This is a genomic window from Phycisphaerales bacterium (assembly GCA_035627955.1).
Classification (GTDB): domain Bacteria; phylum Planctomycetota; class Phycisphaerae; order Phycisphaerales; family UBA1924; genus JAEYTB01.
This window is the reverse complement of the sequence record DASPKU010000001.1, coordinates 106,035-121,646: the sequence shown is the minus strand read 5'-3', so window position 1 is coordinate 121,646 and position 15,612 is coordinate 106,035. Positions and strand designations below refer to the sequence as shown.

Below are 15,612 nucleotides of genomic sequence, written 5' to 3'. Positions count from 1 at the left end.
ACAACCTACATCGTGAGGGAGTCGTTATGAACAAGAAGATGATCCGTCAGGCGGGCGCCTCCGCGGCCCTGCTGCTGGCCGCCGCCGCGTACGCGCAGCCGACCGTCAACGAAGACTTCGGTTCGCTTACCAACCCCACCAACATCAACCGCGCGATCACGATCTCGCCCAGCACGGTGCTGTGGTACAAGCTCACGCTGCCGGTGGCTGTGCAGACGGGCACCGCGACAAACTACCTGGACATCCGTACGCACAACGGTGGCGCCACCACGATCGATACGGAGATGGCGCTGTACGACTCTGCCGGCAACTTCGCCTCGGGCGCCGTCGGCACGAGCTTCGACGACGACGACGGCCCCGGTGTGGGCAGCGCGCTCAGCTACGGCTCCAACTGCCAGGTACGCGCGAACGGCCCCGATGGCGTCGCCTTCGACGGACGCGACGGCGGCCTGCCCGCCGGCGAGTACTACATCGCGATCTGCCGCTACAACGCGACGGGCGGCAACAACCCCGATAACTTCGGCACGCCCTGGGCGGTGACCGGAGGCACAGGCGCCGGCGGGGCCATGCAGCTCGATGTCAACTACGGCACGGCGACCGAGTCGCCCCTGTTCTCTGCCGCGGCAGCGACCCCGGGCTCCGGGTGGGACAACGCGTCGGTCCTCTTCACCGCCACCGCGGCGAACTGCGGGTCGCAGGGCCTGGTCACGACCATTGACTTCTCGGCGATCGGCGGCTCGGCAACCGCCCTCATGTATGACGACGGCACGCACGGCGACGCGGTGCCCGGCAACAACGTGTTCTCGCTGGCACACACGATTCCCTCCGGCACCGCGCTGGGCAGCTACAACCTTGCCGTCACCGGCACCAACAGCCTGAACCTTGCGTCCACCCGCAACATCGCGTTCAACGTGGTGACGCCGCCCGCAACGCTGACGGCTGACGGCAGCGGTGTGTACACCGAAGTTGAGGACAACGACACCAAGATCCGCGCGAACCTCATCCAGTCGCTCGCGCCCGGCCAGGCCATCACCGGAACGACCACAGGCGCCAGCACCGTCACCGCCGGCAACGGCTCGGCCGACAACTTCCGCATCAAGACCCAGACGGCTCCGCTGGGCATCTACCGCCACCGCATCACCCTCAACAGCGCCACCAACTCGCACACGGGCACCATCCGGGGCCTCAGCCAGACCGGTCGCGTGATCAGTACGAACTCCGACATCGCGTTCCAGACCTCGTCCACGACCGCCACGAACCCCACGCCGGCGCGCAGCGTGCAGTGGTACGGGTTCGGGCGTCAGGAGGAGCTCTACTACCGCGTGACCGGCGCGACCGCCACGACCGCGCCCTACACCGGCACGTACACGCGCGAGGGGATCACGCCCGTGGACGCCGGCACGTTCGCAGAGGGGCAGATCACCATTGACCGCGCCGGCCACACTGTGGACGTCGACTTCATCGTCTTTGACGCGAACTTCGCGCCGGTGCCCGACTTCGCCAACGACACCCCCAACTCCCTCACGCGCACCTTCCCTGTCGGCACGTACTACCTGGCGTGGTCGAACTTCAACACCAGCAACGACCAGCCCGCCGCGTCCGATGACACCTCCACCGGGAGCAACGTGCTCGACTTCGGCAACATCGTCGCCAACAGCAGCACGGCGACGTCCACGAACATCGGCGTGCGGTTCACTGACGTCACGGGCTCCCCCGTCGATGTGCCGCTCACCAAGCCCGGTTTCTTCGATGTGCAGTGGGTCCGCTTCCAGGTGCAGCCGCTGACCGCGCCGACCAACCCGCGCGGCACGGGCCTCGCGACCCCCGCGACGGCGCAGATCACGACCAGCACCCTGCTGACCGTGACAGTCACCGGTGGCCTCAACCCCAACAGCACCGGCCTCGAGGTCACCGGCGACCTCTCCAGCATCAACGGCTCCTCGACCCAGCAGTTCTACGACGACGGCACCAATGGCGACGTCGCCGCGGGTGACAACGTGTTCAGCTTCCAGGCCACCCTGGTCGAGCCGCTGACGGCGGGCGCCCGCAGCATCCCCTTCACCGTGAGCGATGACCAGAACCGCACGGGCACGGGCGCGATCACAATGACCCTGACCGCCCCGCCCCAGGGCGGCTGCTGCACCGCGGGCGTCTGCTCCATCAGCACGGAGTACAACTGCGTCCAGGGCGGCGGCACCTACCGCGGCAATGGGTCGGACTGCGGCGGGATCACCTACACGATGGCGGAGAGCCCGACGACCTTCTCGTCGATCTCGGGCACGGGCACCATGCTCACCACCGTCTCGAACTGCGACGACTGCTCGCAGACCGTGACCCTGCCTTTCAGCTTCAACTTCTTCGGTAACTCCTACACGAGCGTGGGCGTGGTCTCCAACGGAACCATGCAGTTCGTGGCCGCCCCGAGCACGGCCTATCAGAACACCGGCATCCCTGCCGCCGCCGTTCCCAACAACGCCATCTACCCGCTGTGGGACGACTACAACACCATCAACACGGCCGAGGGCAGCGGCGATATCTACACGCAGGAGCTCGGGACCGCTCCCAACCGCACCTTCATCATCGAGTGGAACAACGTCACGCAGTACCGTCAGGCCAGCGCCTTCCCGGCGACCTCGGAGACCTTCCAGGTCATCCTGCACGAGGGCAGCAACAACATCGAGTTCGTCTACGGCCCCTGCTCGCCGGTGAACACCAGCGGAACCGGTCAGGGGACCAATGTCGACGCCAGCGGCGGTGACTGCACCATCGGCATCGAGAACGCGAACGGAACGCTGGCGTACAGCATCCCCAGCGCCGGCTTCAACTTCGCTTCTCAGTTGCTCACCTGGGTGTCAGAACCCGTCTGCGGCCCGACCTGCGCCGGCAACGAGTGCGGCCCGCAGGACTACAACGGGGACGGCGACAGCGGCACCGACCAGGACATCGAGGCGTTCTTCGCCTGCCTGGGCGGCACCTGCTGCGAGACCTGCTTCTGCCAGGGCAGCGACTTCAACGGCGACGGGGACTTCGGCACCGACCAGGACATCGAGGCGTTCTTCCGCGTCCTGGGCGGCAACCCCTGCTGATCGGCTGAGCTGATCCGAAGAAACACCAGCGACCCCCGCGACCTGAAGGCGCGGGGGTCTTTCTTTTTGGATTGCGTCAGGTGCAGAAGGAACCACGCCCGGGATCGGCGCCCAGACGGAAGTTGTTTGGTCTCAGAACCTTCGGCGCAGCGGAACGCGGACCTCAAGGCGCAAAAAAGACCAAAAGTGGGTCAAGGAAGCGTTATTTTGCTTTGACACCGCGGGCCAGTTGATGGTACATCTAGCCGTACGAGTCGGCCCCGACGCGGATATTCGTCTGCGCCGGAGGTCAGGTTGCAAACCTTTTTGGGGAGATGCTGAAAATGAAGACGACGTTCCTGAAGAGCCTGACGGGTGTCACGGCGACGATGCTGCTCGCCGGTTACGCCGGTGCGCAGAGCACGCCCGAGGTCGAGCCCAACAATACGAAGGCGACGGCCACCCCCGCCACCCTCGTGAACATCGGTGACACCCTCACCGGTCTCACGACGGGCACCACGACCACCGGGGCGGGCACCGCTAATGCGGACTTCTTCCGCGTTAAGACCGCCGCGGCGGCGCTGGGCATCTACCGCCACCGCCTGGTGGTGACCACTACCGGTACTGCCGGCCACAGCGCTGCCCTGATGGGCGTGCCGGCCGCGGGCACCGCGTCCGATCTCACCACCGTTCAGACCTCCTCGACAGCCAGCACCCCTGCCCGTATGTCGCAGTGGTACGGCTTCGGCAAGGAGGAAGAGATCTTCTTCCGGATGCAGGGCGCCTCGGGCACCACCGGGAACTACACCGCGACGTACGACCGCCAGCCGGTGACCGCCATCGCGGGCCCCACCGTGGTTGATGGCGCCATTACCATCTCCACCTACGGCCAGGGCCATTCGAACGACACCGAGATCTTCCTCTTCGACAGCAACTTCAACCTGCTGCGCCTGAGCGACGACGCTCCGGCCCCCCTCACCGGCACCCAGAGCCAACTGACCCAGACGCTCGCCCCCGGCAATTACTACATCGCGGTCAGCAACTTCAACACCGCGACCAGCGCGGCCGTGGAGGCCGGCGATCGGTCCACCGGCGCGGCGCGCACCGACTTCCCCAACGTCATGACCAACAGCAACACGACCGCTGCAGTGAACTGCGGCCTCGTGATCAATGATCCGCTGGGCAGCTTCCCCGTGGCGGCAACCAAGGCGGCCGCGTACGACATTGTGTTCGTGGCTTTCACGGTGATCCAGAACACCCAGCCGACCAACCCCACGGGCGTCGCTACGCGCAACCCCTCGGGGACCGTTGACGCCGGCAGCAACGTGCAGCTGAATGTTCAGGTCACGCCCGGCGTGAACCCGACCAGCACGAATCTCGCCGTGTCCGCCGACACGACCTCGCTCGGCGGCGGCGTGATCAGCCTGTTCGATGACGGCCTGCACGGCGACGGCGCCGCGGGCGACAACAACTTCGGCGCCTCTGTCACCCCCAGCGCCGCCGGCAGCTACACGGTGCCCTTCACCATTGTGGACGGCGAGAGCCGCACGAGCGGCGGCAACTTCCCCGCGCTCAATGTTCGCACCGCGCCGCCCTCCTGCCCCCCCGGTATCGAGGCTCAGTCTTTCACCGGCCTGAACTCCGACGGCCTGGCGGGCACCGCCACCAACTCGGTGCAGACCTTCACCTTCACCAGCTCCGATCCGGTGCTGGCCCTGCACATCAGCGGCCGGTGCTACGCCCAGTCCACCGCGACCTACCGCTCCGAGGCGCAGTGGCGCATCACGCCCCCTGGCGGCGCCGCGTTCAACGTGCAGCCCAACACCACCACCGGTGGCGGCTGGGACACCTTCGACGTGGTTGACCGCGTGGTCCCGATCCCGGGCAACATCGTCGCGAACGCCGGCACCTGGACCATCGAGACCTTCGAGAGCTTCAACGACTCCGGCCTGGACGCGAAGTGGAACCTCTGCATCGCGCTCGAGCCCAACAACCAGCCCACGCCCCCCGTCGTGACCGGTGTGGCTGTCGAGGCCCTCGCCGGCGCCGCCACCCTCCTGCGCGCCAACGTCGCTCCTGGCATCAACCCCACGAGCACCGGCATCACGGTTACCGGCGACCTCACCGCGATCGGCGGCGCGCCGGCTCAGGCCCTCTACGACGACGGCACCAACGGCGACGCGACGGCTGGTGACAACGTCTTCTCGTACCTTTACACCATGCCCTCCGGCACGGCCGTCGGCAGCTACACGGTCGCCCTCACCGCGACGGACGCGCAGTCTCGCTCCGGCAACGGCACGATCGCGATCCGGGTCGATGACGCGCTGAACACCGTCGCCGGCGCCGGCACCTTCACCGGTGACACCATCACCGGCGGGATCGGCTACGGCAACGACGTGGACATGTGGAAGATCTACGTCTGCGATCCCGCGACCTTCTCGGCCACCGTCGCCACGGGCGGCGGCACCCTCGGCGACTCGCAGCTGTTCATGTTCCGCGCCGACGGGACTGGCGTGGCCTTCAACGACGACCAGGCCTCTTCGGCCCTCTCGAAGATTGACGGCCCGATCGTTCAGGCCCTCACCCCCGGCGAGTACTACATCGCCATCAGCGATTACAACACCGACGCTCTCAGCTCCGGCGGGCTGATCTGGGCGAACTCGCCCTTCACCGGCGTCCGGTCGCCCGACGGCCCCGGCGCCGCTGGCGCCCTGGCCAGCTGGGACACCGGCGGCGGCGACACCGGCACCTACACCATCGTGCTGACCGGCGGCAACGGCACCGGCTGCGCCCCCGCCACCGGCAACTGCTGCCTCGCGCAGTACTGCCAGGTGCTCACCGAGGCCGACTGCTCCACGCAGGGCGGCGTCTGGGGTGGCGCTGGTTCCGACTGCTCCACCAGTCCCTGCGCCAGCAACTGCGGCTCGCAGGACTTCAACCACGACGGTGACAGCGGCACCGACCAGGACATCGAAGCCTTCTTCGCCTGCCTGGGTGGCACCTGCTGCGCGACGTGCGATACGTCCGACTTCAACGGCGACGGTGACATCGGCACCGACCAGGACATCGAGGCGTTCTTCCGCGTCCTGGGCGGCAGCGCCTGCTGAGTCCTGACTCCCTGATCCCGGTTTGCAACTCGGCCCCCGGAGCTCCTCAGCTCCGGGGGCTTTTTTTCTTCTCCATCGCCTTTGAACCCGCTGCAACCGGTCCACGCCGCACGCGGTACACTCGTTCAGGGTTCTCGTGGGGCCCCCTCCGCAAGGCCGGGTGAAGCATGAAGTCTCTGGACCAACGCCGGGAGCAGAAGCTGATCCGTGAAGCCGCGGCGGGTGACCGCGAGGCCGCGGGGGAGCTCATTAAGCTTCATCAGACCTCGGTCTACGCCTACATCCTGCGGCTGAGCGGGCGGGCCGACGTCGCCGAGGACATCGTGCAGGAAGCTTTCGTTCGGGTGCTGACGAACCTTGACCGGTTCGACCCGCAGTACCGCTTTTCCACATGGCTGTTCACGATCGCCCGGCGGGTGTTCCTGAACGTCTGCGAGAAGCGTCGGCCGGTGAGCGACAGCGAGCGCGTGGGAGAGGTGAGCGGGCGCAGCTGCGGGATCGGTCAGAGCTGGGACGAAACCGAGGACCAGTGCCAGACGCGCGACGCCGTGCAGCGCTCACTGATGCAGCTGACCCTTGAGCAGCGCGAGGTGATTGTCCTGTTCCACCAGCACGACTGGCCGATCTGGCTGATCGCTCAGCACCTGGAGATGCCCGAGGGCACAGTGAAGAGTCACCTGCACCGCGGGCGCACCAAGCTCCGCGAGACACTCGCCAGCACCGCCGCGGCGGCCAACCTCATCCGACAGGGGGTGGTGGCATGACGAGCCCCTCCTTCAGCCTTCCCCCGCCCGACGACACGCTTGAGTCCCTCGTCAACGAGGTGATCGATGCCGAGGCCGAGGGCGATGACGCCCGCGCCCTGGAGCTCATCCGCAAGGGCGCGGCCCAGCACCCGGGCTTTGGCGCCCGCCTGGCGGCAACCCGCGCGGCGGTGAAGTCCCTTCGCCAGCCCGTGTTCGTGCCCGACCAGCGCGTCGAGGTTCTCACCGAAGTGGATTACCTGCGGCCATTCCTCTCTCCGCGGGTGCGGAAGCAGATCTCGGCCACCCGCGTCGCGATCGCCGCGGGCATTGTGATGACGGCGTCGCTGCTGATGACGCTCCAGTACATGTACCCGCAGGTGACGCCGCAGGGCGCCCAGCCCGGCGCGGTCAGCGGCGTCGTAGAAGCTTCACGGGCCGACGCCGTTGCCAGCGTGCGCTCGCTCGCGTCGATGGTGGATGAGATCAAGGGCCAGATCACGGCCCCGGTGGGGAATGTCATTGGCCGGCCGCGCGGAGTCGTCTACGACCCCAGCGAGCCGCTGCGGCTTGGCAAAAGCAGCGCGTACGAGGCGGACCTGAGCGTCAAGCTCCCTCACAAGCTCGAGCAGCCGGGGTGGATCCTGGCCGATTCGCAGACGCGCATCGCCGCGGCGGAAAAGACCGGGTTCATGGAGCGGCTGATGGCCCAGCAGGCCGCCGACAAAGCAAACCGAGCGCGAGTCACTATCATCGGCGGCTCTGATCGGGCATCGGGGGCTCCGCTGCTGCTGTATGAGCAGCCGCGCCGGAGCACGTCCGTGCGCAGCCGCCCGCTGCTCGAGCAGCTCGAAGTGAACGCGGACGGAATCGTGCTCTTCGGCCCGGATGCGGCAAAGCAGGACGAAGCGAAGGACGACGCCGAAGGTGAACGGTAAAGGTCGGCTCGTGGTGGGAGCGGTCAGTTGATGAACCGCAGGATCATCCTCGGCTCGGTGATCGGAGCCTCGCTGCTGTCGGCGGTTCCCGCCGCCCGGGCGCAAGTGGTGCCAACCCCAACGAAGACCGTCGAGTCGCTGCCGGACCAGGTAGACCTGGTCATGAGCGTCCGCGGCCTCAGCAGCATCCGCGAGAAGCCGCAGGGACGCGCCCTTGAGCGGTTCCTCACTGAATGCAGCGACTGGGCCCGCACCGCCAGCGCCTGGATGGAGCTCTCCCGCCGGATGGACTTCGGCGCCGAGCAGGCGATCGACTCGCTCCTCGGCAACGCGGCCGTGCTGGCGGTGGACGGGGCGTCGGAGCAGGACAGCCCGTTGCGCTTTGTGGTGATCACCCTCATCAGGCCGGAGCAGCGGCGGGCACTCGGTGGGCGGCTGGGGGCCGTGCCGCGCTCGGTTGCAGGCAACGTTCCGGTGCTGGCGGTTGAGAGCGGGGCGTTCCAGCTCGCCATGCCCGCGGGCTTGCCCGGTGTGGATGAGGGCGCGTGGTCTCAGCTGGTCCTCTCCTCCGACAAGCCTCTGTTTGAGGGCGTGATGGGCTCCCTCGGTACAGCCGGTCGTGCTGGAACGCTGGGCGCTCGCCCGGAGTGGGCCCGGATCGAGCCGCTCACCAGTTCCGACCTGTTCCTCCTCGCACGCGGGCGTGACGCCGGCGGCACCCGGCCTGACGAGTTCCTGGCGCTCTCCGGGACCGTAACGTCCCACGGCTGGACAGCGCGGTTCCTCGCCAGCGACGCTGTGGTCGACGGCGGGATCGTCGGAATCGACGCGTCACCTGTTGCATGGCCCTCGGAGGCCGTTGACGCCCTGGAGCAGGACGCGACGCTGCTGGTAGCCGGTTCACCCTCCTTCACACACGGCAAGCCCGCGACGCTGATGAGCAGCCTGCTGGGGATGATGAGCCTGCCCGCCGAGGTGCGGCAGAACCTGCAGGGCACGGCGATCGTGGCCGTGCACGCCCCCGAAAGCACCGGTGGCTCGATGACCATCGCGCTGCCGCTGCGCAGTATCGAAGCAGCCGTGAACGCGGCCGACGCCTGGGCGTGCTCCGTCGCGGGCATGCCAGTGACTGACACCAACATCCCAACGGTGGACGGCATCCGCCACTGCACGTTTGGTGCGGAGCGTGCCCCCGCTTTGGGCGGCATGATCAGCGGCGACGGTCGGGCCGCCTGGTGCTACGCAGCCGCGGGCGGGGTTCTGCAGGCGGAGAGCACGCCCGGCTGGCTTGTCCTGTCGGTGCGGTTCGGCGAGGGCGAGGAACCGCAGGCGATGGTGCGGCGGACGGCGAGCCACCTCGCCCACGGCGCGATGCGCGACCAGTCAACCCTGTTCCGGCTGGTGGTGCAGCCGCGCCGCATGATGGCACTGATGGAAGCGTCGAAGCCGGTGACCGATTCGGCCAGCGCCGGTGTTCCGGTGAACCGGCGCGCCCTGCGGTGGCTCGACCGCGTCGATTCACGCATCGTGCGCGAGTCCAAGGGCTACGTCGAGGGGACGATCAACGCCGAGCTCAACCTCAAGCTCCTTGCATCACCGACGCCGACGGCGGGCGCCCAGCGCGAGACCACCCGCGGCCAAGGTGAGTGACGCCGGCGCGGGAATGACCGTGTACGACAAGTTGACGTTGTCGATGCCCCACGACTCGTCCGCGAGCCCCTGAAGGCCCGAGTCCTGCCAGCGGATGACGAGGGGCTGGTTGGGCGTGGCTGTGAACTCGAGCGTGATCGACCGGTAGATGGCGTCCTGGAACTCGGGGACGTACCCAAGGTTGACGCGCAGCTGGTCGGGCTCGCGGAACGTCTGCGTGTACCCGCGGTTGTTGAAGGTCTCCCGGAAGATGTTGGTCTGGTTGACGTTCACGTCGAGCCAGTCGGGCCCCGCGCGGACGCCCTGGTAGTTGATGTAGTTGGCATCGCCATCCCATGAGTCGATCGCGAAGAAGTCGAAGGTGAGGCGGAACAGCAGGTGCGTCTCACCCCCACCACCCCCACCACCCCCGCCGCCCTCACCACTGCCCCCGCCGCTGTTGCTCATGAGCGTGTTCGTGCCGATCGTCGGGAAGCCGAGCGTCAGCTGCGTGTAGCCGTTGGAGTAACGCCCGTTGTAGCGGGTGAAGGGCGTGAGCGTGGACAGCACCGAGTTGCTGCTCCACTCCGGCCCGAGCGTCTGAGCCTCGAAGTCGTTGGAATAGAACGTCACGTCGGCCTGAGCGAGTCCGGCGGCGGCGAGCAGCGCGAGCGATGCGGCGGCGAGCTTCATGGGCGACCTCTCTCCGGTTGTGCGCGCAGGGAGAGCGGCCGCGGGGTACACCCGCGTGCTCCGGCTCGGGCCGGTTGCTCGTCTGTGCGCTTGGCGTGCAGGCCCTCAAGGGCCCTTCCCGGGGAATCTGCCACAGCCGGGATACAAAGCCCACCGCGTCAACTGTGCCGGGTGTGCCGGGGCGTCAAGTCGTGCGGCCTGTGCCGGGCGTGCCGGGTGTGAGGGGCCGATAGCCTGTCGCGCACCGCCCTGGGCATGTCAAGGCCGTGTTCAACCCGCCCTCCCACCCCTGCGAAGGGGTCAAACACCCTCGGAATGGGCGCAAGTGGCTTCCTATACTTCGCCCCCCACAGGGGTGGAATGCCCCTGGAATCCCTCCCACGATCCATAGAGCCAGCACCTCGCCGCCGAGCCCGCTGAACGGACCCGACGTGACCCTTATGAGCACCGCCGCCGCACCGACCATGACCCAGACCACCCCCTCCATCAAGCCGGTCGACACCACCCCCCGCAACCAGGGCATCCGCAACGTCGCGATCATCGCGCACGTCGACCATGGCAAGACGACCCTGGTGGACAACCTGCTCAAGCAGTCGGGCAACTTCCGCTCCGGCGAGCTCGAGAAGCTCGAGGGCGGGCAGCACGGCCTCATCATGGACAGCAACCCGCTCGAGCGCGAGCGCGGCATTACCATCCTGGCCAAGAACTGCGCGGTGAACTACACCGCGCTGGACGGCAAGACCTACCGCATCAACATCCTGGACACGCCGGGCCACGCCGACTTCGGCGGCGAGGTCGAGCGCGTGCTGCGCATGGCCGACGGCTGCTGCCTGTTGGTGGACAGCTCCGAGGGCGTGATGCCCCAGACCAAGTTCGTGCTGGGCAAGGCGCTGGAGCAGGGCCTCAAGCCGGTCGTGATCGTCAACAAGATCGACCGCCAGGACCAGCGCGTGCAGGAGGTGGTGAACGAGGTGTTCGACCTGCTCTTCGAGCTGGGGGCCGAGGAGTACGCGATGGAGTTCCCGGTGGTGTACGCCGTGGGACGTGACGGCTGGGCGAGCAAGGAGTTCCCGATCGCGACGGGCGAGAACGCGCCCAAGGACCTTCGGCCGGTGTTCGAGGCGATCGTCAACGAGGTGCCCGCGCCGCCGGCCGACACCACCAAGCCGCTGCAGGTGCTGATCACCAACATCGACTACAACGAGTACGTCGGCCGCATCGGCATCGGGCGCGTGGTGAACGGCGTGATCAAGACCGGCCAGCCGGTCGCGGTCATCAAGCGCGACGGCAAGATCGTGCAGACCAAGCCCACGCAGCTGCTCCAGTTTCAGGGGCTCAAGCGCGGCGAGGTCGACAGCGTAGACGCCGGCGACCTGTGCGCCATCGTGGGCCTTGAGTCCATCGACATCGGCGACACGGTCGCGGACGTTGAGAACCCCCGGCAGCTCCCCCCGGTTCGCGTCGACGAGCCGACGATGACCATGCTCTTCAAGATCAACGACTCGCCCTTCGCGGGGCTGGAGGGTGAGTACGTCACCAGCCGCCAGATCCGCGAGCGGCTGATGCGGGAGCTGGAGCGCAACGTAGCCATGCGGGTGGAGCCCGGCCGCACCAGCGACGAGTTCATGGTCTCCGGGCGCGGCACGCTGTCGCTCGGCATTCTGATTGAGACCATGCGCCGCGAGGGCTTCGAGCTCGCCGTGGGCAAGCCCGAGGTGATCATCAAGGACATCGACGGCGTGGCGCACGAGCCCGTCGAGGAGCTGGTGATCGACTGCCCGACGGACGTCGTAGGCTCGGTGATGGAGCTGGTGGGCGCCCGCAAGGGCGAGCTCAAGAAGATGGAGCCTCGCGGCACCAACCAGTCGCACCTGCTGTTCGAGATCCCCTCGCGCTCTCTGATCGGCATGCGTAACCGCATCCTGACCGCCAGCCAGGGCCAGGCCATCATGCACCACTCGTTCCTGCGGTTTGACCCCGTGAGCGGGGCGATCCCCCACCGGGCCGCGGGCGTGCTGATCAGCCTGGAGACGGGCGCGGTGACGACCTACGCCCTGAAGGAGCTGGCGGAGCGCGGCGTGATGTTCGTCACCCCCGGCGAGAAGGTCTACGGCGGGCAGATCGTGGGCGAGCACAACCGCGATAACGACCTGACCGTGAACGCCACCCGCCTCAAGCACCTGGACAACATGCGTGCGGCCAGCAAGGAAGCCACCGTGGTGCTCAAGGCGCCCCGCAAGATGAGCCTCGAGGCCGCGATGGAATACATCGAGGATGATGAGCTGGTGGAGCTCACGCCCAAGAGCATCCGCATCCGCAAGAAGATCCTGGACGAGAGCCTCCGCAAGCGGGCCGAGCGCCAGGCGCGGGACAAGGAATCGGCTGAATGACCCTCTGTCGGCGTGGTTCGCATTGAACCGCAGAGCACGCAGAGAGCACAGAGAAAGACAAAGACGGCGGGTTGGACCAGCAAAGTCCGATCCGCCTTTTTTTTGTTTTCCACCTTCGGCGCCTGGATGGCTTACCTGCCCTGCCTCGAATCCAAGCGCCTTCCTCTGTGCTCTCTGTGTGCTCTGTGGTTCAATCCGAGTGGGGCGCCGGAGCACAGCGAGCATAGGTTTTTACAGAGACGGCGCTGGCTCCTGGCCCAGGCGGCGGGTGGCGCGACGTCGTGCGGTCAGGATGGCCGCGAGGATCAGGGCCCCCGCGATCCAGAACACCGCCCCGCCGATGATGATGTGCACGAGCAGCGCGATGGAGTCGGCCAGGAAGGTCAGCGAGCCCTGCCACGCACTCCGCAGTTGCTTCACGAAGTAGCGGCCCAGCCCGTCGGGTATCGGCGGCGGCTTGGTGCTGTCGGGCCGGATGATCACCAGCACGGTGGCCAGCGACACCAGGCGCGACAGCCGCTCGCGCTGCGCGGTCATGCGCTCGATCGACTCCCGCACGCGGCTGATCGAGTCCCGCAGCTCCAGCACCTCGCGGAGTGGGGCGTCCTTACGCGAGGCGAGCAGCTCCAGCAGCTCGGTCTCGATCCGCTGCTCGTTCCGCAGGCGGGCATCGAGGTCGACGAACTGGTCGGTGATGTCCTCGCCGGTGCTGTTCTCACTGGTCACCTCCGCCAGGCCCCGCAGCTGGTTGAGCACCGTCGACAGTCGCGTCGCGGCCACCCGCAGCGTCATCGTGGCCTGCATCTCGTCGCCCTCGCCGGTGAGCGAGGAGCTCTCGATGTACTCGCCTTGGGCCTCGCTCGTCACCTGCGCGGCCTTGGCAAACGCCGCCCGCACATCTGGCGTCTTGAGCTCGACGGTGGCCTTCCGAATCACCATGCGGTCGGCAGGCGCGTCGATCGCGGGCTGGGGCGGCGGGGGTGGGCTGGCTGGGGCTGCGGAGGCTGGAGGCGGCGGCCCCCCTGCCATCGCATAGTTCGTGCTTTCACCGCCGCGGGCACGGGCGGCCGTCTTGGCCGCGGGCGGCGGGCCTGAAGCCACGGACATCTCACTCGCCACTCTGCGGGACGACCGCGCCTTGCCCAGCGAGGGCAGCATGATCCCCACTGCCAGCCCCACCAGCACCAGCACGGCCAGCACACTCACCAGCTTCGACGGGCGCGACAGCCGCTGCCGCCGCACCGGCCGCGTCGCCGCGAGCGCAGTCTGCCACACCCCTTGCGCTGGGTCGTTCCACGCGGTCATCGATGTCAAGGTGGCCTCCAGACTGCTCTGATCGATGCTCATGCGACCACCTCCGCGCCGAGCTTGGCGCGCAGAGCCGTGAGCGCGGCGTGCAGGCGCGACTTCAGCGTGCCCAGCGGGATGCCCAGCACGTCGGCCGCGGCCTCGTGCGTGAGGCCCTCGTGGTACGCGAGCAGCAGGATGAGCTGCTGGTTCTCAGGCAGCTCGCGCACGGCCGTGCGGATGCGTTCCGCCTCTTCGCCCGCGTGCACCGCAGTAGCCGCGTCGGCCTCGGGGAAGGTGGTAGACACCGGCTTCCGGGCCGCGGCCTGCCGCAGGGTGATCGCTCGGTTGATCAGGATCCGGTACATCCACGTCCTCACGCTGCTCTGGGCCTGGAAACTCGCGGCCGCGCGGATGACCCGCACCCACATGTCCTGCACGGCGTCGCGGGCCAGCTCGCGGTTGTTGACGATGCCCAGCGCCAGCCCGAGCAGCGGCTGCTCGTAGCGGCGCGCCAGCTCGCCCAGGGCGGCGTTGTCACCCTTGGCGAACCGTTGCAGCAGTGGCAGGTCGGGGTCGTCGGGCATTGTCACTGGATTAGACCGGGCCGGGCCGCCCTTGGTTCTTGCCTCAGCGAAGAAATCTGTCAGGTCTCGAGCAGGGCCTCGGGCCGGTGCTCGGGCTCCCGCGGCGGCGTGCGGCCGGTAAGGTGGGCCGCGATCTTGAGAGCATGGTCGTGGCAGTTCTCGATGAACACGCGGAAGCGGGACTGGGTGCCGGCGGTGGCGGTGCCCGCGACGTACAGGCGGGGCACGTTGGTCTCCATGGTTCGGCGGTCGAAGGTGGGCGCGTGCTGGAGGCCATGGAGCGTGACGCCCGCCGCGGCCAGGAGCGAGCCGTCCATCTCGTAGCCGGTGAGGAGGAGGATGTCGTCGGCCTCATGCGTGAGCGTGCCCGGGGTGGGCTGCCCGTTGGCGTCGGTCCGGGCGAGCTCCACACGCGTGGCATTGATGGCGGTCGGCAGCGTCTGCGGCAGGAAGGCGATGTGCCCATCCTTGATCAGCCCCTTCAGCTCGGGCAGCAGCCAGTACTTCACGCGCTTGTCGTCGAACTCGGCACCCCGGTAGCTGATGGTCACGCGAGCGCCCGCGCGGTAACAGCGGATCGCCGCCTCCACCGCCGAGTTCTTCCCGCCGACGATCAAAATGCGCCGCCCGAAGTACACGTGCGGGTCCTGGAAGTAGTGGCTGACGTTGGGCTGGTCCTCACCGGGAATGTTCAGCAGTCGCGGGCGGTGCATGTCGCCGATGGTGGCGATCACGTGCGAGGCCTCGTAGGTGTGCTCACCCGCGGCGGTGAGGGTGTGTAGGTGGAACGGAGCGCCCTCGCCCGCGGGCGGCTCAATTCGCTCGACGCGCTCAAAGGTCCGAACATGGAGGCCGAACTGCGCCGCCACGCCACGGAGGTACGTGAGGTATTCCTCGCGTGTCGCCTTGTCCTGGTGGGGTGTCAGCAGCGGCACGCCGCAGATGGCGATCCGCTCCGGGCTGGAGAAGAACCGCGTGCCCGGCGCCCACCAGCCCATCGTGGCGCCAATCGCTTCGGCGTCAAAGTGCAGCGGGTCGAGCCCCTCGCGCCGCAGCGCCCACGCTACCTCCAATCCAATGGGGCCGGCGCCGATGATCGCCGGGCGGATACTGCCATGCATGCGGGAGGGTATGTGGAAGACGCGGCCCCCACACCGCCGCCACAAGCGCCCC

At 67.8% G+C, this 15,612-nt stretch carries 10 protein-coding genes; 6 read left to right on the top strand and 4 right to left on the bottom strand.

Translation table 11 applies throughout. The features are described 5' to 3' along the window. Nucleotides 1-26: 26 nt before the first annotated feature. The 5 genes from VD997_00525 (at nt 27) to VD997_00505 (ending at nt 9,503) form a co-directional block, all read left to right on the top strand. Entirely contained in the window at nt 27-3,086 is a 3,060-nt protein-coding gene (locus tag VD997_00525; protein ID HYE60452.1) for a hypothetical protein, read from the top strand. 323 nt (nt 3,087-3,409) lie between these two features. Beyond that, nucleotides 3,410-6,172, top strand: coding sequence for a DVUA0089 family protein (locus tag VD997_00520; GenBank protein HYE60451.1), 2,763 nt, complete (start codon nt 3,410-3,412; stop codon nt 6,170-6,172). Between the two features lie 167 nt (nt 6,173-6,339). Continuing rightward, nucleotides 6,340-6,936 carry a sigma-70 family RNA polymerase sigma factor gene (locus VD997_00515; GenBank protein HYE60450.1) on the top strand — a complete coding sequence of 199 codons (597 nt, stop codon included), beginning with the start codon at nt 6,340-6,342 and terminating at the stop codon, nt 6,934-6,936. Further along, nucleotides 6,933-7,853 (top strand): hypothetical protein, encoded by a 921-nt coding sequence (locus VD997_00510; GenBank protein ID HYE60449.1) that lies wholly within the window; start codon nt 6,933-6,935, stop codon nt 7,851-7,853. Before VD997_00515 ends, VD997_00510 begins: the two co-directional genes overlap by 4 nt. A 30-nt stretch (nt 7,854-7,883) precedes the next feature. Continuing rightward, nucleotides 7,884-9,503 carry a hypothetical protein gene (locus VD997_00505; GenBank protein HYE60448.1) on the top strand — a complete coding sequence of 540 codons (1,620 nt, stop codon included), beginning with the start codon at nt 7,884-7,886 and terminating at the stop codon, nt 9,501-9,503. On the opposite strand, the gene VD997_00500 is transcribed toward VD997_00505, so the two are convergent. Next, nucleotides 9,447-10,175: a hypothetical protein gene (locus tag VD997_00500; GenBank protein ID HYE60447.1), complete on the bottom strand. Its 729-nt coding sequence runs from the start codon at nt 10,173-10,175 to the stop codon at nt 9,447-9,449. The two genes, VD997_00505 and VD997_00500, sit on opposite strands and share 57 nt — an antisense overlap. 440 nt (nt 10,176-10,615) lie before the next feature. On the opposite strand from VD997_00500, the gene typA reads away from it, so the two are divergent. Beyond that, nucleotides 10,616-12,565, top strand: coding sequence for a translational GTPase TypA (typA, locus tag VD997_00495; protein HYE60446.1), 1,950 nt, complete (start codon nt 10,616-10,618; stop codon nt 12,563-12,565). A 231-nt stretch (nt 12,566-12,796) separates the two neighbouring features. Here typA and VD997_00490 read toward each other — a convergent pair whose 3' ends face one another. From VD997_00490 to VD997_00480, 3 genes are read right to left on the bottom strand one after another with little or no spacing between them, the layout of a single operon-like run. Then, the gene (locus VD997_00490) at nt 12,797-13,912 is read right to left on the bottom strand and encodes a DUF4349 domain-containing protein (protein HYE60445.1); all 1,116 of its coding nucleotides are present in this window, start codon (nt 13,910-13,912) and stop codon (nt 12,797-12,799) included. Next, nucleotides 13,909-14,439: a sigma-70 family RNA polymerase sigma factor gene (locus VD997_00485; protein ID HYE60444.1), complete on the bottom strand. Its 531-nt coding sequence runs from the start codon at nt 14,437-14,439 to the stop codon at nt 13,909-13,911. Before VD997_00485 ends, VD997_00490 begins: the two co-directional genes overlap by 4 nt. Before the next feature lie 59 nt (nt 14,440-14,498). Continuing rightward, on the bottom strand, nt 14,499-15,560 hold the full coding sequence (locus tag VD997_00480) for an NAD(P)-binding domain-containing protein (protein ID HYE60443.1): 1,062 nt from the start codon (nt 15,558-15,560) through the stop codon (nt 14,499-14,501). Nucleotides 15,561-15,612: the final 52 nt, after the last annotated feature.